Here is a 21459-nt window from a genome sequence, read left to right as displayed (position 1 = left end):
TGACACTGCCCACCGGGTTTTCGCGCTCAACCGGGGTCGTACGGGGGCACGTCCGGGCTCACCCCACCTTCAGCAGCAGCACCGCCCGCGCCGGCACCGTGATCTCCACCCCCGCCGGGTACGTCCCGCCCGGTGCCTCGGCCTGCTCCTCCCGGCTGGTGTCGACGACCACCTCGTACCGCTCCGCCCAGGGCGGCCCCGGCAGCACGAAGGAGACCGGCCGGTCACCCGCGTGCAGGACGGCCAGGAAACTGTCGTCGACGATCGGGTCGCCGCGCTCGTCGCGGCCCGGGATGTCCCGCCCGGAGAGGTACATGCCGAGGGTGGCGGCGGGCGCGTACCAGTCCCGCTCCGTCATCTCCGTGCCCCGGGCGGTGAACCAGGCCAGGTCGCGCAGGCCGTCCGCGGAGTGCGCCCGGCCGGAGAAGAACGCCCGGCGGCGCAGCACCGGGTGCCGGTGGCGCAGCGCGATCAGCCGGGAGGTCAGCTCGAACAGGGGCCGCCACTGAGGGTCGTCCAGCAGGCTCCAGTCGACCCAGCTGATCTCGTTGTCCTGGCAGTAGGCGTTGTTGCTGCCGCCCTGGGTCCGACCCAGCTCGTCGCCCGCGACCAGCATCGGCACCCCGGTCGACAGCAGCAGCGTGGTCAGCAGGTTGCGGAGCTGGCGACGCCTGAGCGCCCGTACGTCCTCGTCGTCCGTCTCTCCCTCCGCGCCGCAGTTCCAGGACCGGTTGTCGTCGGTGCCGTCGCGGTTGCCCTCGCCGTTGGCCTCGTTGTGCTTGCGCTCGTAACTCACCACGTCCCGGAGCGTGAAGCCGTCGTGCGCGGTGACGAAGTTGACCGACGCGTACGGCCGCCGCCCGCCCCACGCGTACAGGTCGCTGGAGCCCGACAGGCGGTAGCCCATCTCCCGCACGTCCGGCAGCGCGTGCCGCCAGAAGTCCCGCACGGCGTTGCGGTAGCGGTCGTTCCACTCCGTCCACAGGGGCGGGAACGCGCCCACCTGGTAGCCGCCGGAGCCCACGTCCCACGGCTCGGCGATCAGCTTCACCCGCCGCAGCACCGGGTCCTGCGCGATCACCGCGAGGAACGGGGACAGCATGTCGACGTCGTGCATGGAGCGGGCCAGCGCCGCCGCCAGGTCGAAGCGGAAGCCGTCCACGCCCATCTCCGTCACCCAGTAGCGCAACGAGTCGGTGATCAGGCGCAGGACGTGCGGCTGGACGACGTGCAGGGTGTTGCCGCAGCCGGTGTAGTCGGCGTACCGGCGGGCGTCCGGCTGGAGGCGGTAGTAGCCGCGGTTGTCGATGCCCTTCAGGGACAGCATCGGGCCCAGCTCGCCGGCCTCCGCCGTGTGGTTGTAGACCACGTCGAGGATGACCTCGATGCCCGCCGCGTGCAGCGCGCGCACCATCCGCTTGAACTCGCCGACCTGCTCACCGGTGGTACCGGAGGCCGCGTAGGCCGCGTGGGGGGCGAAGTAGCCGATCGAGTTGTAGCCCCAGTAGTTCTTCAGACCGCGGTCGAGGAGATGGCTCTCGTGCGCGAACTGGTGCACCGGCAGCAACTCCACCGCCGTCACGCCCAGCCGAGTCAGGTGCTCGACCGCCGCGGGGTGTGCCAGCCCCGCGTACGTGCCGCGCAGCTCCTCGGGGATGCCGGGGTGCAGCTTGGTGAAGCCGCGCACGTGCAGCTCGTAGATGACCGAGTCCGCCCACGGCGTCTTCGGGCGCCGGTCGTACGTCCATTCGTCGTCGGGGCCGCCGTCGTGCACGACTACGCCCTTCGGGACGTACGGCGCCGAGTCCCGGTCGTCGCGCACGGTGTCCGCCACATGCTGCTGGGGCCAGTCGCGGACGTGCCCGTACACCTCGGCGGGCAGCAGGAAGTCACCGTCCACCGCGCGGGCGTACGGGTCGAGCAGCAGCTTCGCCGGGTTCCAGCGGGCGCCGGTCCACGGGTCCCAGCGGCCGTGCACCCTAAATCCGTAGCGCTGCCCGGGCCGCACACCCGGCACGAAGCCGTGCCAGATCTCGTGCGTCAGCTCGGTCAGCCGTACCCGGCTCTCCCTGCCACCGGGGCCGGGTCCGTCGAACAGGCACAGCTCCACCGCCTCCGCCCCGCCCGCCCACAGCGCGAAGTTCGTGCCCGCCACCTGGTCCGGTCCGGTCCGGTACCGGGCGCCCAGCGGCACCGGTGTGCCCGGCCAGGCCGGCACGGCGGGCGGTGACGCGGCACGCCGCGCGCCGTTCACCACGACGGCGGGGCGCCCGTCCTCGGCGGCCTGCTTCCCGGCCACCGCCTCCTGCTCGGCTGCGCTGGACACCTGTCAGCCTCCTGCGGCTCGTGGAACGACGTGCCAGAGACGGGAAGACGGGAGAAGGGCGCGCGGTGTCCCGACCGCTGCTCCCCGTCGCGTCGTCCTTCCCCACTGTTCTGCCCACCGCATGGCTCGCACTCACGTTTCCCCAGCGCGGACCGGTCGTTACGGGTGGATGTGAGGCACGTACATGGGCGCGCACGGCGCGCGGGGGCCGCTCTGGCCGCCGTACTGACATGGGCAGGACTGCTGGCCGGGGCCGCCGGATGCACCTCGGACGGTGGTGGCATCGGCGGCGGCATCGGCGGGGTGTTCGGCAAACCCCCCGCAGCCGAGGACGTCATCCGCGTCACCCCGGACGACGGCAGCAAGGCCGTCCGGCCGGAGGAGAAGAAGCTGTCGGTGCGAGTGCCCGGCGGACGGCTGGAGTCGGTGAAGGTCGTCAAGTCGCAGGACGCGCAGGAGACCCCGGTACCCGGCCGGATCTCCGACGACGGCCTGCGCTGGGAACCCGACGACGACCGGCTGGCGCTCGCCGCGAAGTACACGGTCGACGCCGTCGCCCTGGACGGCCAGGGGCGCCGCTCGGCCCGGCACACCACTTTCACCACCTACGTCCCCGAGGAGCGCTTCATCGGGTACGTCGCTCCCGAGAACCGCTCGGTCGTCGGCACCGGCATGATCGTTTCGCTGGAGTTCAACCGGGAGATCACCGACCGCGCCGCCGTCGAACGCGCCGTCTCGGTGACCGCGAAGCCCGCCACCGAGGTCCGCCCCCACTGGTTCGGCAAGGACCGCCTGGACTTCCGCCCCAAGAACTACTGGAAGCCCGGCACCAAGGTCACCGTCGACCTGCACCTGCGGGACGTCGAGGGCGCGCCGGGGGTGTACGGGCTCCAGCACAAGACGTTCTCCTTCACCGTCGGCCGCAGCCAGGTCTCGCTCGTCGACGCGGCCAAGCGGACCATGCAGGTGCGCCGGGACGGCACGCTGCTGACCACCGTGCCGATCACGGCGGGGGCGCCGACGACCCCCACCTACAACGGCAAGATGGTGATCACCGAGATGCTCGACGTCACCCGCATGAACAGCCGCACGGTCGGCTTCGGCGGCGAGTACGACATCCCCGACGTCCCGCACGCCATCCGTCTGACCAGCTCCGGCACCTTCCTGCACGGCAATTACTGGGCACCGGAGGACACCTTCGGCCGGGCCAACGTCAGTCACGGCTGCGTGGGTCTGCGCGACGTCAAGGGCGGCGGTTCCGACACCCCGGCGGGCTGGTTCTTCGACCGCAGCCTGATCGGTGACGTCGTCGAGGTGGTCCACAGCAAGGACAAGAAGGTCGCCCCCGACAACGGGCTCGGTGGCTGGAACATGAACTGGAAGGACTGGAAAGCGGGCAGTGCGGTGAAGTGACGCCGGCGCGAATCCGGCACCCGGCCGCCAACTCGGTACGGAACAGTGACAATTCCGCTGTCCCCTACGCCCCTGGCCTGCGGTTACGATGCGCCGGTGCGCGCGGGCGCACCGGGGCGCGGGCCCGGTCAGGCCCGGCGAGGGGAGACAAGTTGAACGTGCGTCCGATATCGGGGGCGTCGTCGGCGGTCAGCCGGGGGCGGGGCGGCAGGGGACGCGGCAGGACACTGCCGGCGCTGGCACTGGGTGTGCTGCTGACGCTGACCGCGTGCGGCGGGGGAGGGTCCGGCTCGGGAGCCGGGGCCGGGGACGACGGCGGCAAGAACGCCAAGGACTCCACCGCGGCACAGAGCAAGCAGTCCGAGGCCGTCGTCAGCATCGCGCCGAAGAACGGGGCCAAGGCCGTCGACACCAGCGGCGACCTCAAGATCGCCGCCGCGAAGGGCAAGCTCACGGAGGTCCTGGTCAAGGACGCCGAGGGCGCGAAGGTCGACGGGAAGATATCCGCGGACGGCGCCACCTGGACGCCGTCCACCCACCTGGCCGCCGCCACCACGTACACCGTGCACGCGGTAGCCAAGGACTCCGAGGGCCGCACGGCCGCCGAGGACTCCCGCTTCACCACCCTGACGCCGAAGAACACCTTCATCGGCACCTTCACGCCGGAGGACGGCTCGAAGGTCGGCGTCGGCATGCCGTTCTCGATCCGCTTCACCCGGGGCATCACCAACCCCGAGGACGTCGAGAAGGCCATCCGCATCAAGACCGAACCGGCCGTCGAGGTCGCGGGCCACTGGTTCGGCAACGACCGCCTCGACTTCCGCCCGGAGAAGTACTGGAAGGCCGGCACCAAGGTCACCGTCGACCTCAACCTCGACGGCGTCGAGGGCCGCGACGGCGTCTACGGCGAGCAGGCCAAGACCGTCTCCTTCACCGTCGGCCGCAGCCAGGTCTCCGTCGTCGACGCCAAGAAGCTCACGATGAAGGTCGTGCGGGACGGCAAGACCGTCAAGACCATCCCCATCACCACCGGCGCTCCCGGCTACGAGACCTGGAACGGCCAGATGGTCATCACCGAGCGGCTCCCCGTGACCCGGATGAACGGCGAGACGGTCGGCTACGGCGGCGAGTACGACATCAAGGACGTCCCGCACGCCATGCGCCTGTCCACGTCCGGCACCTTCATCCACGGCAACTACTGGGGCGGCGACGCCTTCGGCAACCGCAACTCCAGCCACGGCTGCATAGGCCTGCGCGACGTCCGCGGCGGCTGGGACGAGAAGGCGCCGGGCGCCTGGTTCTTCGAGAACTCGCTCATCGGCGACGTGGTCGTGGTGAAGAACTCCAACGACGCGACCATCGCCCCGGACAACGGCCTCAACGGCTGGAACATGTCCTGGGAGAAGTGGAAGGCGTAAGCCGGCGGTGCACCCGCGCCCCGGAGGGGCGCGGGGCTGCTCCGATATGCGGCTCCGCCGCGTGGGCGCGAGCAACCCACCACCGGCCGTGGGCCGACCACGCACCCACAACCCCCACGGCGGTGAACGCCCGCTAACCTGCGGAGCATGACCGTACATCTGGAAGTCGCCGAAGGCATTGGCACGCTGCGCCTGGACCGTCCGCCCATGAACGCGCTGGACATCGCCACCCAGGACCGGCTCAAGGAGCTCGCCGAGGAGGCCACCCGCCGCGATGACGTGCGCGCGGTGGTGATCTACGGCGGCGAGAAGGTGTTCGCGGCGGGCGCGGACATCAAGGAGATGCAGGTGATGGACCACGCGGCGATGATCGCGCGCGCCCGCGCCCTGCAGGACTCCTTCACGGCGGTGGCCCGCATCCCCAAGCCGGTGGTCGCGGCGGTGACGGGATACGCCCTCGGCGGCGGCTGCGAACTCGCGCTCTGCGCCGACTTCCGCATCGCCGGTGAGAACGCCAAGCTCGGCCAGCCCGAGATCCTGCTCGGCCTGATCCCCGGCGCGGGTGGCACCCAGCGGCTGTCCCGGCTGGTCGGCCCCTCCAAGGCCAAGGACCTCATCTTCACCGGCCGCCAGGTGAAGGCCGACGAGGCGCTGGCACTCGGCCTGGTGGACCGCGTGGTGCCGGCCGCCGAGGTCCACGAGCAGGCGCACGCCTGGGCCGCACGGCTCGCGAAGGGGCCCGCCATCGCGCTGCGCGCGGCGAAGGAGGCGATCGACACGGGTCTGGAGACGGACATCGAGACCGGCCTCGCCGTCGAGCGGAACTGGTTCGCGGGCCTGTTCGCCACCGAGGACCGCGAGCGGGGGATGCGCAGCTTCGTGGAGGAGGGCCCCGGGAAGGCGAAGTTCCTCTGAGACTGATCCGGTGCAGTGAGCCCGATGAAGTGAGCCCGCACCACTTGCAGTTGACGCGGTGTCTGATTCAGGGTCCCTCGATGGGGCGGTTTATGGCAGCCTTAACGCACCATTAAGCGCGTCTTGTCGAGGGAGTCCGCCGCTTGTCTCCGGCCGAGTCGTCCGCGCAGGTCAGTGGGGTTGTTTCCGGCTCCGAACTGCCCGCGGCATATGCCGATCGACCGCTGTCGAGCCAGCGCTCCGCAGGGGCGTATTCCCCGGGAACGGCCACGGAGCCCCCCGGGGACGTCCATGATGGGGGCATGGCGGGGCTGGAGGGTACGGAACAGCCGCGGGGAGCCGGACGGGCGACCGCGGCGCGCTGGTCGCCGGCGGTCGAGGACGAGAGCGCGCTCAAGGCGCTGGAGTTGTTCGGAAACCCGACGGAGGGCGAGGTTCCGTTACCGTCCCGCCCCGAGTCCGCCGCCACCGCCCGCCGGCTGGCCCAGGTCGTGGCCCTGCGCCAGTGGAAACTCGGCCCCAAGGTCACGGAGGACACCGTCCTGCTCGTCTCCGAGCTGGTGGGCAACGCCGTACGCCACACCGGTGCCCGTATCTTCGGCCTCCACATGCGCCGCCGCCCCGGCTGGATCCGCGTCGAGGTCCGCGACCCCTCCCGGGGGCTGCCGTGTCTGATGCCGGTGCAGGAGACGGACATCAGCGGGCGCGGCCTCTTCCTCGTCGACAAGCTGTCCGACCGGTGGGGCGTCGATCTGCTGCCGCGCGGCAAGACCACCTGGTTCGAGATGCGGGTCCTGGACCGGTGAGACCCCATCTGTCGCTGAAAGCAACCCCGTTCGGCGGACACGCCACCCAGGGGTGAAGATCCGCGGTCCGGCGCCGCGTAGCCGGGATCGTACCCGCATGATCACCACACGCCTGCGGCGACGGGCAGCCGCCGCCGTCCTGTCCCTCTCCGCCGTCCTCGCCACCTCGGCCGCCACCGTCCCCGGGGCGGCGGCCCCGACGGCGGCTCCCGCCAAGGCCGCACCCGCCTGCCCCCAGTTCGACGACAAGCTCAAGGCCGCCGCCGATTCCGGCGTCGACGTCGCCCGCATCACGCCCGAGCCGGTCTGGCGCACCACCTGCGGCACCCTCTACCGCAGCGACAGCCGGGGCCCCCAGGTCGTCTTCGAGGAGGGCTTCCACGCCAAGGACGTCCAGAACGGCCAGTACGACGTCGAGAAGTACGTCCTGGTCAACCAGCCCTCGCCGTACGTCTCGACGACCTACGACCACGACCTCTACAAGACCTGGTACAAGTCCGGCTACAACTACTACATCGACGCCCCCGGTGGTATCGACGTCAACAAGACCATCGGTGACACCCACAAGTGGGCCGACCAGGTCGAGGTCGCCTTCCCCGGCGGCATCCAGCGGCAGTACGTCATCGGCGTCTGCCCGGTCGACCGGCAGACCAAGACCGAGATCATGAGCGAGTGCGAGAGCAACCCGCACTACAAGCCCTGGCACTGACGGCCCCGGCCCGGGACAGGCCCTGACTCAGGGCCGGAGGAACAGCGCCTCCGACCCCACCGGCCGGTAGCCCGCCGCCTGGAACGCCCGCAGACTGCGGGCGTTCCCCGCCGAAACCTGGGCCCACACCACCTCACCCCCGGCCAACTGCCGCGCCGCCGTCACCAGGCGCCGCCCCAGCCCCCGGTGCCGTCCCCCCCCTCCGCCACCTCCACCGCGGCCTCCAGCCGCCCGGCGACCCCGCGGCCCAGCACCAGCACCCCGCCGTCCACCGCCCACACCCGCACCTCGTCGCGCCGCCGGCGCGCGGAGACCACCCGGGGATGCCCCGGGTCGGCGACCTCCGTCAGCGCGATCTCCGGCCGGCCCGGAAGCGGAGCGCCGGTCAGCAGCACGTCGATCGTGTCGGTGCTCCGTCCCGTGCGCTCCATGAAGGCGGTCAGGAACCGCGCGTTCATCGTGGCGGCTGGGGGTCCCCCCTCTGGGGGAGGGTCGCAGCCGAGCCCGTCCAGCGTCTCGCGCACCCACCGCGGGTCCTCGTCCGTGAAGACGACCGAGTGCGCCGTGAACGCGATCACCCCGGCGTCCCGGGCACCGTGCTGCGGCACCACGGTGGTCCCGCCGTCCGCGGCCGGGAAGACGCCCAGCGCCGCCGCGTCCAGAATGTGCCGCAGGCTCTCCGCCACACCGCGCTCCTTGAGTCTCCACCCACTGGAAGGCCCACACTCCCAGACATGATCGAAGACGGCACCGGTCTCATGACCATCGGCGAACTGGCGCGCACCACCGGACTGTCGGTGCGCACCATCCGCTACTGGTCCGACGAGGGCACCCTGCCCCCGGTGACCCGCTCCGCGGGCGGCTACCGGCTCTACGACGCCGCCTCCGTCGCCCGCCTGGAGCTGATCCGCACCCTGCGCGAACTCGGCCTCGGCCTGGACGCCGTACGCCGCGTCCTGACCGGCGAGACGACGGTCGCGCAGGCCGCGGCGGCGCACGTGAGCGCGCTGGACGCGCAGATCAGCTCACTGCGGGTGACCCGTGCGGTGCTGTCGACCGTGGCACGACGCGGTTCGACCGCCGAGGAGATGACCCTGATGAACAAACTGGCGCGACTGTCCGCCGCCGAACGACGGCGCATCATCGACGACTTCATGGCGGAGGTCTTCGAGGGCGTCGACACCGCGGACCCCGACATCCGCACCCGCCTGCGCTTCGCCGCGGCAGACCTGCCCGACGACCCCACCTCCCGGCAGGTGGACGCCTGGGTGGAGCTGGCCGAGCTGATCCGGGACCCGGAGTTCCGGGCGACGATGCGCCGGATGATCGAGTTCAACGCGGCCGACCGGGGGCCGGACGTCCCCGCCGGCTCTTCCCTGTGGTTCGTGAGCCGCTTGGTGAGGCTCGCGGGCGATGCGCTGAGGGAGGGCGTCGCGCCGGACTCGCCGGAGGCCGTCGACATCCTGCGCGCGCTGATCGGCGACGCCGACCCGGCCGTCGTGCGGGAGCGCCTCACGTCGGTGACGAACGTCCGCCTCGTCCGCTATCGGGAGCTCTCCGCGATCGTGAACGGCGTGGAGCCTCCGTCCGCCTGCGAGGAGGAGTTCGGGTGGGTGGTCGCCGCACTGGGTGCCCGAACGGGCAGCTAATCTGACCTGCGTCAGAAGGTCAGAAGGACCCATGCACGAGTTGAGGGGCGGATCGGTGGCTGACATCGAGGAAGCACGCAAGCAGTTCCAGCGGATCGACACGGACGGGGACGGCTTCGTCACCGCCGCCGAGTTCAAGACCGCGCTGGCCCAGGGCGGCGACTGGAACGTCACCGAGTCGGTGGCCGAGGCGATCATCGCCGGTCGCGACCTCGACGGGGACCAGGTGCTGTCGTTCGACGAGTTCTGGGCGCACCTGAACAAGTGACGACGCCGTGAGGGGCGCCCGTCCGGTCACCCCCGGGGGCGCCTCTCCGTGGAACAGCCCGCCTGGCCGGAGGTTGGAGCTGATCACCGGCGCGAGCCCCGGGCCGCCATGCCCTAGGTGTGCTGTCCGGCGGATCATGCCGCAGACGCGGGAGCCGGCACGCCCATCTGGGGCGTTGTCGTCGGTTGTCGACTCCCCCACGCTCGGCTTCTCCCCCCACTCTCGGCTTCGCTCGAGCGGGGGGCGCTGATGAGGCGCCGTCGCTTTCCTGCGACTCGATCCGCCGGACAGGCCGCCCTAGGCGCCGTCGGCCCACTTCTTCAGCGCCGCCTTGCTCGCGAAGTCCGCCACGTTGGTGTCGATCGGGTCGTCGGTGTACTGGTGGAAGCGCCACTTGGCCCGGATGCGGGGCTTGCCGGCCGTCACGTAGTCGGCGATCCACAGGCCGTCGCCCGCGTACGAGGTGGTGTCCACGTTCAGCCAGTAGTACCTGTTCGCGTAGAGGATCACCCGGTTGTCCGGCCGCAGGGCCTTCACCTTCCGGATGAAGCTGTCCTTCTCCGCGTTGCTCGCATGGGTGCCCTCGCCCGTCGTCTCCCAGTCGACGGCGAGGATGTCACCCTTCTTCTCCGGTGCCTTGGAGACGAAGTACTCGGCCTGGGCGGTGAGGTTGCCCGGCCACAGGAAATGGTAGAAGCCGACGACGAGACCGGCGTCGCGGGCCCGCTTCGTCTGGGCGGCGAGCTTGGGGTTGACGTACGAACGGCCCTCCGTCGCTTTCACGAAGACGAAGGAGAGGCCGTCCGTGCCGTAGGTGGTGGACTGGTAGGCGCTGACGTCGATGCCGCGCAGCATGACCACTCCCTCGGATACCGGTTGGGCTGAAGTGCCCCGGGGGCGTAGGTCGTTGTTATGCCCGGGAATCGGCTGCCGTACGCCGGTCGGATCAGGGGGCGGAGGAGGTGACCGCGGCGCGGGTGCCGTCGTCGGCGGAGGCGGCCTCGTCCTCGCCCTCGTCCAGGGAGACGTCCTTGGTCTCCTTGCCGAGGAGCAGAGCGGTCAGCGTCAGCACCGCCATCGCGGAGAGGTAGACGCCGACCAGCCACGGCGAGCCGCCACCGGTCTCCCACAGCGCCACCGCGATGAACGGGGCGACGGCCGCTCCGAGGATCGAACTGACGTTGTACGAGATACCGGAACCGGTGTAGCGCACGCTCGTCGGGAACAGCTCCGGCAGCAGCGCGCCCATCGGGCCGAACGTCATGCCCATCAGCGTGAAGCCGAGGACCAGCCACAGCACCACACCGAGCGTGCCCAGGTCGATCAGCGGCACCCACACCAGGCCGAAGACCACGATCGCGGCAGTGATCCAGATCAGGGTGGCGCGGCGCCCGTACTTGTCGGCGAGCGGGCCGGAGACCAGGGTGAACACGGCGAAGAAGAGCACGCCGAAGATCATCATCAGCACGAACGTGGTGTAGCTGTACCCCAGGCCCGGCACGGCGGCGTCCTTCGCGGTGCGCCCGTAGCTCAGCGAGAACGTCGTCATCAGGTAGAAGAGCACGTACGTCGCCAGCATGATGAAGGTGCCCAGGATCAGCTGCTTCCAGTGGCCCTGGACCACGGTGGCCAGCGGCAGCTTCCGCACCTTCCCGGCCTGCTGGGTCTTGGCGAACACCGCCGACTCCACGAGCCGCGAGCGCACCCACAGGCCGATCGCGACCATCACCGCGGAGAACAGGAACGGGATGCGCCAGCCCCAGCTCGTGAAGGCCTCGGAGGGCTGCGTGGGGTCGGCGCCGGCCGCGGACGGCAGCAGCGCCCCGATGATCAGGAACAGGCCGTTGCCGATGATGAAGCCGAGCGGGGCGCCCAACTGCGGGAAGGTCCCGTACAGGGCGCGCTTGCCGCGGGGCGCGTTCTCGGTCGCGACCAGGGCGGCACCGCTCCACTCGCCGCCGAGCGCGAAGCCCTGCGCGAGCCGCATCAGCACGAGCAGTCCGGTGGCGACCCAGCCGGCCTGCGCGTACGTCGGGAGTACGCCGATCAGGAACGTGGCGATGCCCATGGTGAGGAGCGAGACCACCAGCGTCTTCTTGCGGCCGAGTCGGTCACCGAGGTGTCCGAAGAACACGGCCCCGATCGGACGGGCCACCATCGCGGCGCCGAAGACCGCGAAGGACGACAGCAGTGCCGTGGTCGGGTCGCTGTTCGGGAAGAAGAGCGAGGGGAAGACCAGGACGGCGGCGGTCGCGTAGATGTAGAAGTCGTAGAACTCGATCGTCGTGCCGATGAGGCTGGCGATGAGGACGCGGGACCGCGGGTTGACGGGTGCCGGGGCTGATCCGGTGGCTGGTGCGGGCATCTCTCGGTCTTTCACGTGCGAAAAGTGCTGGCACCGTCACGATCTCAGGCGTCTCAGTTTTCAGTCGTCACATGTCACGATGTGAGACGCACCCTCAGCACTCGATGGTGTTGACCGCCGGCCCGCCCCGCGCCGTCTCCTTGTACTTCACCGACATGTCGGCCCCTTGCCGCACTATGCCCTTGACCTGCATGTTCGAGGGTATCCGAGGGGCGGTCCACGCCCGTAGGGACTTCTCAGGGACTTTCGGCCGGGAGGGGTCCCGCAGCCAGGCGTCCATCGCGGCGAGCCCTCGCCGCCCCGCACCGGGCATGAAGTGAGCGTAGTGGTCGAGTGTGACCTTCGGTGTCGAGTGCCCGAGCCATTTGGACAGGCTGACGACCGACTCGCCGGCCTCCAGCTGCACGCTCGCGTAAGTGTGGCGGAGGACGTGGAACATGTCCTCGCGTGGGGCGGCATAGCGCGGGACCCGGCGGATTCGGTTGCCGTCGTGCCGCACCTTCTCGCCCACGGGCTTGATCAGCCCGGCGGCGGCGAGCGCACGCTTCCAGCTGCGGTCGTGCCAGGTGCGGTAGTAGATGCGGTTGCCGTGCGACGAGGTGAGGATCAGGTCGACCGTGATCGGCTTCCGCTGGCGCTCTTCGAGCGCGGTGGTCGGGGCCTCCGGGTTCCGCCAGGGCAGCGTGCACACTTCGACGACGAGATAAGGCCCAGGGTGTGTGTCTGCGTCGTACGGGTTCACTCCGTCGCCTCCATCCGGGCGAGGAGGGAGCGAACCAGAGCGGGCAGGCTCCCGAGATCGTCGCCGAGCCGGGGCGGTCGCTCGCTTCGCGGAGGAGATCGGCGTCATCGAGCAGGCCGCTCGCGATCTCCATGCAGGCGTCGGTGATCCGGGCGGCGGCGAGCGGTGACTGGGAGAGGACCTCGACGTAGTCGTCCGGCGCAAGGCCGGCGGCCTCGGCTGCGTTGCGGACCGCCTCCAACTCAAGTGCGCTGAATGCGAAGTCGAACTCGTCGTCCCGCTGGTTCCGCCGGACGCGGCGGTGATCGGGGCGCTGGGCTCCGTGGGGATGCCCACGGTTCGGTCCGCGTCCTGGACTTCATGCCGCTGCGCGACGGCACCCCGCAGGTGATCCGGATCGTCGAGGGCCTGACCGGCGAAGTGGAGATGGTCTCGGCCAAGCGCCCGCGGCCGGGATACGGCAGCGTCAGCCCCTGGATCCACGAGGTCGGTGGCCGCATGGTCGCGGAAGCCGGCACGGACGCTCTGTGGCTCGACACCTGGGCGACCTGCCACTCGACCTGATCAGCCGCACCGTGGGAAAGCTCGCGCTCTGTCGACCGCGGTCGGGCACACCCGAGCCACCGTCGACCGACCGGATTGCTACGGTGACAGGAGGAATTGACAGCTCGGCTGTCCCGCGCGGGAATCACATGGACGGGATGCACAACATGCAGGAACTGTGGCGCCGATTTGAAGAGTGGCTCCGGGAGAACGCACCGGGCGACTATGCCACGCTCCGCCCAGGATTGTCCGACGGTGATGTATCCAGGTTGGAGAGCGGAGTTGGTTTCCCGCTCCACACCGAGCTGAAGTCGCTCCTCTCGGAACGCAACGGTGTCACACCGCCCAGATCCAGCATGGCGCCCGGCGCCTTTATTCTCGGGTATAGCCTTTTGGATGCCGAAGGAATCATGGAATGGCATCAGAACCTTTCCGCCATGGCGCACGAAGCGGTCGAGGAAGGTTACGAGGAAGAAGTGGTCGGGCGCACCGCACACACCCAATGGGTTCCCTTCGCTCAGGCTCTCACCGGTGATCTGCTGTTCGTCGACCACCGTACGCACCACTATGGAGAAGTCGGCGAGATCTCGTTCGGCGATCCCGAGTACCTGCCGCTCTGGCCGTCGATGACTCTTATGCTGACTGACCTGTACAACGCGGTGGAGGGATCGCTGCCGCTCCCCATCGCACGGCGTCGCCCCTCGGTCCATGAAGGGCGCATGCTGGAGTGGGTCACGGGCTGACTGAAAGCGAAGCGTCCTGCCGGATCACCATGATCCGGCAGGACGCTTCGCTTGGTCCCGCTGTCAGCTGATGTTGCAGACCGACTTGATGTCGCAGTACTCGAACCCGGTCTGGACGAAATACGCGTCATTGTCGAGCAGACGAATCTCGGACGTGAACCGCCCAAGGTCGCCACCGGCATCCGTGTTCTGCTTGGCAGGAACTGCGGCGCGGCCGCAGATCTCGTTCCATGTCGGATACGGGTAGTTGTTGTCGAGCTCCAGCATCCAGCTGCCGTCGGACTGCTTGTCCGCGTAGAACTGCGCGCAGGACTTGCCCGAGGACAGTGTCATCCCGCCGCTCTCACGGGATTTCGCGAACGGGTACTCGTCGCAACTGGTGCCGTCCGCGTTCGGGTGTGGATTCCACTCCGCAACCGCGAGCATGCACATTTTGTCCCGGTTTTCCTTGGCCTTCGTGTCATCCGCCAGGCGGTGCAGCGGCTTGTTGTGCTGCTCGCTACCCGGGTGGGAGGCCAGCTTCTCCATGAGCACCCAGTAGTACGCGGCAGCGGCCGGGTATTTCTTCGTGTTCATCTGAAGCGTCGGAGTGTAGTCAGGGAATACGCAGCCGGTGTTGCCGCCCACCTTGTTGTCACAGCGGACATCGAAGGCTCTGTTGCTCCACTTCGGAACGGCCTGAACTCCGGCGCTGGGTGTGGACCACGTGGTGTCCCAGGTGAAGTCCAGCTTCGATTCGCCTCCGGTGGTCTTCTTCCAGGTGTAGGTGTTGGTCCGGGTGGCGACGTGCTTGTCACCGGGGGTCCAGGTGGTGCTGCCGACCCAGGAGCCCGGGCTTTCGGTGCAGTCACCGGTCGGCCAACAGTCCTCCGCGAACGATGTCAGCGTGGTGGAGGTGAGCCCCGTCATGTTGACCAGAGACAGCTCGGTCCACGTGGTGAACTCGTTGGACTTGGGGTTGAGGTTGATCTCCTGGATGACCTTCATCGTCGCGTTACCGACGGGGGCGCCGTCGCGTGTCGCGGTCAGTGGAAGCAGGCCGCGCAGACATCCTTGCGTCCTGGTCTGCATGGCCGCGCCGTTGACGTTCGAGCACCATCCGACGGGCCCCGCAGTCGCTGCGGCGGCGCTCTTGAGCGTGTTCGGGGTCTTGGCCTTCTCCTCGTCCAACGGGACGTAGGAGCCGCACCATCTGATCCCGTCCCGACCGGTCGCGCACGTCGGCTCCCCCGGCTCAGCGGCTGCCAGCGACTTCAGAGTGGCGCCAGCGGGGATTTCCTTGGCGTCCTGAGCGGCCACGAAGTCGACGTCGGACGCATTCGGGTCCGCCTCGGGGAAGATGATGTCGTTCAGGCCGTCGTAGTCCCCGGGCACGAACGCTATGGCGTCGAAGGCGATGTCCTTGGATCCGTCGCCGCCGTTGAAGTTGTCCAGGCTCACCTCGGGAACGGTGTCGTTGAACTGGTAGGCGCCCAGGTCGACCCACTTGTTGGACTGGTTGGCGTCCTGGGAGATTGCCTTGACGGTGGTGCCGTGTGCGTGCTTGATGCGGTATTCGGCCTTGGAGGTCTGCGCCCCGTGGTCGGGGATGTGCGCGTAGACCTTGGCCTGGCCGCTGTGCTCGGTGATCTTCTGACCGAGCTTCCAGGTGCCGATGACCTTCATCCGGTCGCCGGGCTCCGGGAAGGATTCGGGGGAGCGGGTGTGGGTGAACCAGAAGTGGTTCCCGTACCCCGCGCCGATCTGGTGCGTGTCGATCTTCCCCGGATAGGTGCTTATCGTCTGCCCGGTGTCGGCATCGATGATGTCGGAGGGCTGATAGGTGAAGGTGAAGGTGCCGTCCGACTGCACTGTCCCGCAGCCGCGTGAACCGGATCCTGCCGGGGTGGTTCCGTCGGGCACGTCGTCGACGATCAGCGCGTTCGAGGGCAGGCCGCTGCTGCAGCGCGGCGGGTAGGAGTTGGCGTCCGGCTGTTCCGGATACGAGGTGTTGAAGCGGTGGACCTGGTGGCCGCACTCGGCCAACCGGTCGCAGTCTTTCCACTCGGCCGACTTGTCCCACCAGCAGTGCAGCCAGTGGGGGTTGGTGTCGGAGTCGCCCGCATCGAGCTTGCAGGCGCCCAGGCCGGGGTCGTTGGAGTCGCCATCCGCGATCTTTGACGGGTCACAGGAGTTGGACTCGTCGCAGAAAGTATCCAGTGGCGGCTTCACTGTGGAGCGCTGTTCGTTGCTGTTCCACCAGGCGGCCAGGTATCCGGGCCGGAAGTCGCCGGGCGCGAACATCGCGGAGATCGGTCGGGCGGCCCAGCCCAGCACTTTCTCCTCGTACGGCCAGTCCTGCGGGTGCGCGGCGTGGGAGTAGTCGTCTCCAGCCGGATCGACTGCACTTTGCAGGAACGGGACCCGGTTGGCCTTCCACAGCGGGTTGGCCGGGTTGTTCGTCCAGCCCAGCCCCTTGTGGCCGGCGGAGTCAGCGGCCGGGTAGAAGCCTGAGTTGTACGCCCACAGGGCAAAGAACCAGTTCTCGATCCACTGCGGATGACCGTCATTGATCATCATTTCCTGGCCGTGGAGATCGTTCCACTTGCGGGAAAGAATTGTGACGCCGTAGGCGATGTTCGCGGCGTAGTCCAGAGCGACGGCTTCCTGTGTGGCGGGCGGCAGTGCCGTCTCGCCCTCTTTGGTCTTCCCGGCGAGCCGCATGCCGTCGGTGGCCTGCGTGATGCCGTAGCCGCAGTCCGCCTCGGAGAAGTTGATCCGCCAGGGGTCTGCCTGCGTCCCGTCCGAGGCGTACTGGGTGCCGTAGTAGTTGCCGATGAGGCTGTTGGCTGTGACGCCGGGTACGGCGAAGCGGGTCGCCTGCCACATGTTGGATTCCTGTGCGGTGATGCCGAGCATCACCTGCGAAGGTATGTGCCAGCGGTCGGTAACATCCGGGTCCTCGTTGTCGAGGGTGCCGTTGGGGTCACCCGCCAGCGTGACAGGCGGGAACAGTCCCTGCGGGGTGTAGGAGTCCATGCCGGTGTTCTTCCAGTTCGCCGGCCGGGGGACGTGCAGCTCTCCGACGACGGCCTGGTCCACAGCCCATTCCACCTGTCGCGGGGTCGGCTGGAACGCCTGCTTTTTCACGTCGTTGCGGGCCACCGCGCAGTAGCGCTCGTCGGTGCCCTCGCTGGGACCGGTCGGTGATGCCGCGAGCGCCTGGGTACGCGTCGTCTGCGTGGACAGGGCCTCGCTGTCGCTGCTGACCGACGGCTTCGCGGATGACTGCTTCCCTGTGGGGACGCCCAGTGCCGGAGAGGGTCGGCTTCCGGCTTCGGCACGCTCGGCGGACAACTGCGGTGTGGCGTCCAGTTCGGCGTGTTCGCCAGTGGCGACTACGTCCAGAGTGATCCGCGCGTCACGGACCTGCTTGGCTTCCTTGGGCGTGATCAGGCTGGTCTTGCCGTCCGCCCAGGATGTGGACACGCCCACGTGGCCCAGATTGGACATGCGAGCACCCTTGGCAAGGTGTCCCGGATTCTTCACCGGGCCCGGCAGAATCCCCTTGCTCTTGGCCTTGCCCGTGAGGAACACCGTGCCGCCAGGAGTGGCGGACAGGTCCCAGTCCGCGAGGTTTCCTTCAGCCACCGTCTTCGGTGTGGTCTTCTTGCCCTTGACCTGCGCGGCATCCAGATGCTTGGCCCACGACTTCGCCTTGGCCTTCTCGCTGTCGCCTTCCCTGTCGATGAAGGTCACGCCATCGCCGCTGTCAGCCGCAATCTGAAACGGCACATGCTCCGTTACGGCTAGGACGGTCTCCCTCTGTCCGTTGATGCGGACGAGTCTGTTGCCGTGACCGGCGACGATGCCGTGCCGGGTCGGGACAGCCGAGGTGACCTGACCGGGAAAACCAAGCGGCTGGGACTGCTTGCCTGTGGCTGCGTCCACGGTGATCAGCCGGGTCTTCTGTTCCTTGTCCCCGTCGTAAGTCAGCTGAGTGAACACCACATCGTCCCCAGTGCCGCAGCCCGGAGAGAAGTAGGCCAACGACGCGGTGAACGGCAGCTTGGTAACCTGACCGCTACCCAGGTCGACAACTGCGGTGAACGCCCCACGCACCATCAGCTCGGGGTTGTTGGTGAACGTCCGGGGCGCATAGGCGACAGCCGCGTACTTCCCGGACTCGGTCACGCACGCGTTGCCTAGCCAGGTGTCCGCGGCGAAGCCGTCTTCACGCAGGGTGGCTACGGTGGTGAACTTGTAGCCGTCCTTCTCCTTACCCGTGAGAACATGGAACCCCGTGCCATCGCCGGACGTGGACAGGGCCACGTCCTTGGAGGAGCGATAGTTCTTCCCCAGGACGGCGGCGCGGTCCTCCTTGCCGACCTGACGGGGTTTACTCGTGGCTTTCGGTAGACTCTTTCCTCCTTGAACGGCATTGTCAGGGACTTTCGGTCCCTGAGCCTGCGCAGAGATGGTCAGCGAAGAAGCGAGAATCGCAGTCACTGCCGTCACTACTACTGCGCGTTTTCTTTGTCTGACACGCACGTGCATGTGTTTCCTTTCCTTGGCTCGCTTGAACTCGGCGCACACACCGCTGATTTCCGGTGGCGCTTTCGATGAGGTCTCTATATGCAGGGCAGGCTTGCGGTCTTCGGGGCGCGCCGCAGCCACAGACGATGGACGCGTTCACGGACCGCCCTCTCCGCCCTCGGCGTCAACGGCCGCTCAGACACGGGGTCCTGTCCTGTCAGCGTTATCGTCCGCTCCGCACGTTCGATGGCCAGCACACGCGCCGACAACCGACATGGCGCCGGGAGCCATGCCCGGTAGGGGTGCTACTGCAGCGGCCCTGACTGAGCGAAAGCCGCCATGCGCTAGGTCGTGACCAGGCCCGTCTGCCGCTTGCAGTCGCTGTCGTCGACCGCCAGAGTGATGGACTCCTGCGACGGCTCCCATCCTCCGTGACGCCTCGGCCCATTGCCTCGCACGGATCGGCGAACCCCCCGGTGCCTCTGCCGGCCATGAAGACCGCCACCATGACCGGGCCGGCGTCCTTCACGACCTGCTTGGTGTGCTCTTGCAACGTTGGCGGCAGCTGGCAGCCATACGTCTCGACCTCGGCACGGTCGGTGGTGCTGTAACGACGTGCTCTTGGGCCAGTTTTCCTTGTTGACGATCGGTCTGCCGTCGGCCGCGCTCTTCGTGGCGTCCGGGGCGGTGCCGGGCGAACAGGCGCTGAGCAGGAGAGCCGAAGCAGTCAAGGCTTCTGCGGTCACCGTCCGCTTGATGTGCTTCACGGGGTCCCTTCTTACGCGAAGTAGGGGAACGAGAGAGCGAGTCGGGGGCCGGAGTGGGGTGGGGCCGACTCGCGGGCGATGAGATACAGGTTCGCCGCGCCAAATACTGACCTTGGCCCACTGGGCTCGCTCGTGCGCAGAGCGATGCACGGTCGCTCTGCACTGTCGTCCCCCTCCCTGAAGAACAACTCTCAACTGCCGTGCGGTACACGGCTTTGAGCAGGGCGCCACGATGTCTTCGCCCCCCGGGGTGCTCATTAGATCATCACAACAACGGGATGAAACGGACGTACACCCCTTACGTGCATGTCACAACTACATCACAAGAGGCTTTGCACTCTATTTACTAGAGCCTGAATGCAACTGCGCAGCAAGCAACGGAAGGGCCCCTTTGCTGGCCAAGAAGATGCATGACGCAACTATGAACTGGCCGTGCCGTGGGCGGAGTTGACGTGTGGCTTCCGGGTGAAGGCGGGAGGTGAGTCGCTTGGCCCAGAGTCGAGGGTTGCACTCCGCGCGAACGACATGCGAGGTTCACAAGACCTCAACAGTCTGTTTAAGTTGTGCCCCGCGTCCTTCACGGCCACCGCTTGAGGGCCCGTCATAAGCCGTGTTCTGTGCGTCGGTTCACGTCAGCTAGGCGAACTCGCTTCAGGCGGCACCTAGTCAATCCCTTCGTACGGGACTGCCGACTTGCGCCCCTGGGGCGACTCTTCACCTACAGCACGCACATACTCGTTTCACAGGAGTTGAAATGAACAAGATCATGAGAGCTCTTGGCATCGCAGTCGCCGCCATCGCATTCACGATGTCGAGCGCGGCCACCAGTAACGCGGCAGTCAGCCAGGACGGCACGGCATACGCCAATCCGGTCGGCGGCGTCCTCCCGGCAAAGGCACACTTCAAGGCCTATGGCGAAATATTCACTATCTCTGACCTCAAGGCAGACGGGCGCTCCGGCATCGGCGTCCTCAGCTACGGAAGCGCAGCGAGCACTTACTACTACTGGAACCACAGCGGCGCCGGCACAACCATCAAGAAGGACCTGGAGATCGCAGAGGGAACCCCACTGCATATCTGGTCGTGCACCGGCAACTTCCAGGGCACTCCGACTGGCGGACTCGACTGGACTTCCGGCTGCAACCCGAACACCGACGCCGGCACCTCCGTATGGGCCTGAGCTCAGCATCTTGCTGCCAACTGGACCTACAGGGCCGAGAGTTGACCGCCGGGTCCTGACTCACAAGCGGGTGTGCGGACGCCGCTGACCAGGCAGGTTCCACTGTGGAACCCTCCCCAACCGGGTGGTAGGCGGGCATGGCGAGCGTATGAGGACTCGCCACTGCCCGCCGACCCGCGCGACGTTGAGCCCATCAATCACAGGCGGTACCGTTTTGCACCCACCGAGGAATCGTCGGTGCGGCTGCTGCGCAGCGTACAGTAACGGGAAAGTGGGTCATGAAACTGAAATCGCTTGGTAGGAGCATAGCTTCGATCTTGGCAGTTACCGCCTTGAGCGCAGGCTGCTCGATCCATTCGTCCGACGGCACAGCCTCAGCCACACGAAGTGAACATGCGCCTACGTCCCTACCTCCAGACAGCCTGCCCGTAAAGATGAAAGAAGCCGCCAAGAAGGGCCTCGGCTTCTCCGCTCGAGATGCGACAGACCTTGGCCGAACAGTAGATCTGCAACACGCCGAACTGTGGCGGGCTTGCCTGACGAGAGAAGGAGCCGGTCCGGACTCCATTGATTTTGGTGCTGTCCCGCGCGGGGAAAAGTGTCCAACTCATTGGAACGCCCATGTCCCAACCCCCAAGACGCCCGATCTTATAGGTAAGGACTTCGAGAAATCCTACGTTCAACTACTGAAGAAAGGGTACAACAGCCGGTTCATTGATGTGTTCTACGGAAATAACGGTATTGTTGACCAGCAAGACGTCTCTCGGGTGCACGGAGAAATCTGCAGCCAAAGCCCGAAACCTGGCGAACTATACGACGCCTCGGAAAACGTCAAACTGCACGTCGCGATAGGAAAATGCCCGCCGGCCTGAATTTGCACTCATGACGTCAGCGGTGTCTCTGAGCTGGCTGGGTGCCGTTTGTCATATCTCCCGGTGTTAGCTTTCTGAGTTGACCTGAGCGGCGAACCTGTGTGACGCGTGAGCGAGACGTGGTCACAGATGGCTGGAGCGGAGCGGATCGGATCCATGGGACGAGCGGAAGAGAGAAAAGCGCGACAGCGCGGTGGCCGCCGCGCGGCGCCGAAACGCCGCCGTTCG

At 67.7% G+C, this 21459-nt stretch carries 15 protein-coding genes and 2 pseudogenes; 11 read left to right on the top strand and 6 right to left on the bottom strand.

What is annotated here, in order from left to right:
• Window positions 1-58 precede the first annotated feature (58 nt).
• The gene (gene glgX / locus ACFW48_RS37010; RefSeq protein ID WP_386322809.1) at window positions 59-2326 is read right to left on the bottom strand and encodes a glycogen debranching protein GlgX; all 2268 of its coding nucleotides are present in this window, start codon (window positions 2324-2326) and stop codon (window positions 59-61) included.
• Between the two features lie 171 nt (window positions 2327-2497).
• Here glgX and ACFW48_RS37005 point away from each other — a divergent pair, with 171 nt between their 5' ends.
• From ACFW48_RS37005 to ACFW48_RS36985, 5 genes are all read left to right on the top strand, one after another.
• Window positions 2498-3739, top strand: a complete 1242-nt coding sequence (locus ACFW48_RS37005; protein WP_386322807.1) for an Ig-like domain-containing protein — start codon at window positions 2498-2500, stop codon at window positions 3737-3739.
• A 152-nt stretch (window positions 3740-3891) separates the two neighbouring features.
• A complete protein-coding gene (locus ACFW48_RS37000; protein ID WP_386322806.1) occupies window positions 3892-5157 on the top strand; it encodes an Ig-like domain-containing protein in 1266 nt (421 codons plus the stop codon).
• Between the two features lie 147 nt (window positions 5158-5304).
• Window positions 5305-6072 (top strand): enoyl-CoA hydratase/isomerase family protein, encoded by a 768-nt coding sequence (locus tag ACFW48_RS36995; RefSeq protein ID WP_386322805.1) that lies wholly within the window; start codon window positions 5305-5307, stop codon window positions 6070-6072.
• 302 nt (window positions 6073-6374) lie between these two features.
• Window positions 6375-6878, top strand: a complete 504-nt coding sequence (locus ACFW48_RS36990) for an ATP-binding protein (RefSeq protein ID WP_386322804.1) — start codon at window positions 6375-6377, stop codon at window positions 6876-6878.
• Between the two features lie 97 nt (window positions 6879-6975).
• On the top strand, window positions 6976-7587 hold the full coding sequence (locus ACFW48_RS36985) for an ADP-ribosyltransferase (RefSeq protein WP_386322803.1): 612 nt from the start codon (window positions 6976-6978) through the stop codon (window positions 7585-7587).
• Between the two features lie 27 nt (window positions 7588-7614).
• Here the strand turns inward: ACFW48_RS36985 and ACFW48_RS36980 are convergent.
• Window positions 7615-8273: pseudogene (locus ACFW48_RS36980) on the bottom strand (GNAT family N-acetyltransferase).
• A gap of 48 nt (window positions 8274-8321) precedes the next feature.
• On the opposite strand from ACFW48_RS36980, the gene ACFW48_RS36975 reads away from it, so the two are divergent.
• Together ACFW48_RS36975 and ACFW48_RS36970 are read left to right on the top strand one after the other, a co-directional pair.
• Complete coding sequence (locus tag ACFW48_RS36975; RefSeq protein WP_386322801.1) at window positions 8322-9236, top strand: MerR family transcriptional regulator; 915 nt, start codon at window positions 8322-8324, stop codon at window positions 9234-9236.
• A gap of 55 nt (window positions 9237-9291) precedes the next feature.
• Window positions 9292-9504: an EF-hand domain-containing protein gene (locus tag ACFW48_RS36970; RefSeq protein WP_386322799.1), complete on the top strand. Its 213-nt coding sequence runs from the start codon at window positions 9292-9294 to the stop codon at window positions 9502-9504.
• Between the two features lie 297 nt (window positions 9505-9801).
• On the opposite strand, the gene ACFW48_RS36965 is transcribed toward ACFW48_RS36970, so the two are convergent.
• From ACFW48_RS36965 to ACFW48_RS36955, 3 genes are all read right to left on the bottom strand, one after another.
• On the bottom strand, window positions 9802-10359 hold the full coding sequence (locus ACFW48_RS36965; protein ID WP_386322797.1) for a GH25 family lysozyme: 558 nt from the start codon (window positions 10357-10359) through the stop codon (window positions 9802-9804).
• A 91-nt stretch (window positions 10360-10450) separates the two neighbouring features.
• A complete protein-coding gene (locus ACFW48_RS36960; protein WP_386322795.1) occupies window positions 10451-11869 on the bottom strand; it encodes an MFS transporter in 1419 nt (472 codons plus the stop codon).
• Window positions 11870-11963: 94 nt separating this feature from the next.
• Window positions 11964-12611: a hypothetical protein gene (locus ACFW48_RS36955; protein ID WP_386322793.1), complete on the bottom strand. Its 648-nt coding sequence runs from the start codon at window positions 12609-12611 to the stop codon at window positions 11964-11966.
• A 333-nt stretch (window positions 12612-12944) separates the two neighbouring features.
• Here ACFW48_RS36955 and ACFW48_RS36950 point away from each other — a divergent pair.
• Both ACFW48_RS36950 and ACFW48_RS36945 read left to right on the top strand, forming a co-directional pair.
• Window positions 12945-13151: pseudogene (locus ACFW48_RS36950) on the top strand (glycoside hydrolase family 15 protein); the annotation flags it as partial.
• A 161-nt stretch (window positions 13152-13312) separates the two neighbouring features.
• A complete protein-coding gene (locus ACFW48_RS36945; RefSeq protein WP_386322791.1) occupies window positions 13313-13897 on the top strand; it encodes an SMI1/KNR4 family protein in 585 nt (194 codons plus the stop codon).
• A 63-nt stretch (window positions 13898-13960) separates the two neighbouring features.
• Here the strand turns inward: ACFW48_RS36945 and ACFW48_RS36940 are convergent, their stop codons facing one another.
• The gene (locus ACFW48_RS36940; RefSeq protein WP_386322789.1) at window positions 13961-18385 is read right to left on the bottom strand and encodes a hypothetical protein; all 4425 of its coding nucleotides are present in this window, start codon (window positions 18383-18385) and stop codon (window positions 13961-13963) included.
• A gap of 1548 nt (window positions 18386-19933) precedes the next feature.
• Here ACFW48_RS36940 and ACFW48_RS36935 point away from each other — a divergent pair.
• Both ACFW48_RS36935 and ACFW48_RS36930 read left to right on the top strand, forming a co-directional pair.
• Window positions 19934-20359, top strand: a complete 426-nt coding sequence (locus tag ACFW48_RS36935) for a hypothetical protein (protein WP_386322787.1) — start codon at window positions 19934-19936, stop codon at window positions 20357-20359.
• 434 nt (window positions 20360-20793) lie between these two features.
• Window positions 20794-21231, top strand: a complete 438-nt coding sequence (locus ACFW48_RS36930) for a hypothetical protein (protein WP_386322785.1) — start codon at window positions 20794-20796, stop codon at window positions 21229-21231.
• Window positions 21232-21459 lie beyond the last annotated feature (228 nt).

Source organism: Streptomyces sp. NPDC058812 (assembly GCF_042744565.1).
GTDB lineage: Bacteria > Actinomycetota > Actinomycetes > Streptomycetales > Streptomycetaceae > Streptomyces > Streptomyces thinghirensis.
Note: the sequence above shows the minus strand (reverse complement) of the source record. Positions and strands in the feature narration are given on the sequence as shown.

Excerpts from the sequence above, each read along its gene's own strand:
- ACFW48_RS36995 (WP_386322805.1), top strand. The coding sequence starts at position 5,305 with ATGACCGTACATCTGGAAGTCGCCGAAGGCATTGGCACGCTGCGCCTG.
- ACFW48_RS36990 (WP_386322804.1), top strand. The coding sequence starts at position 6,375 with ATGGCGGGGCTGGAGGGTACGGAACAGCCGCGGGGAGCCGGACGGGCG.
- ACFW48_RS36985 (WP_386322803.1), top strand. The coding sequence starts at position 6,976 with ATGATCACCACACGCCTGCGGCGACGGGCAGCCGCCGCCGTCCTGTCC.
- ACFW48_RS36975 (WP_386322801.1), top strand. The coding sequence starts at position 8,322 with ATGATCGAAGACGGCACCGGTCTCATGACCATCGGCGAACTGGCGCGC.
- ACFW48_RS36965 (WP_386322797.1), bottom strand. The coding sequence starts at position 10,359 with ATGCTGCGCGGCATCGACGTCAGCGCCTACCAGTCCACCACCTACGGC.
- ACFW48_RS36960 (WP_386322795.1), bottom strand. The coding sequence starts at position 11,869 with ATGCCCGCACCAGCCACCGGATCAGCCCCGGCACCCGTCAACCCGCGG.
- ACFW48_RS36945 (WP_386322791.1), top strand. The coding sequence starts at position 13,313 with ATGCACAACATGCAGGAACTGTGGCGCCGATTTGAAGAGTGGCTCCGG.
- ACFW48_RS36935 (WP_386322787.1), top strand. The coding sequence starts at position 19,934 with ATGAACAAGATCATGAGAGCTCTTGGCATCGCAGTCGCCGCCATCGCA.
- ACFW48_RS36930 (WP_386322785.1), top strand. The coding sequence starts at position 20,794 with ATGAAAGAAGCCGCCAAGAAGGGCCTCGGCTTCTCCGCTCGAGATGCG.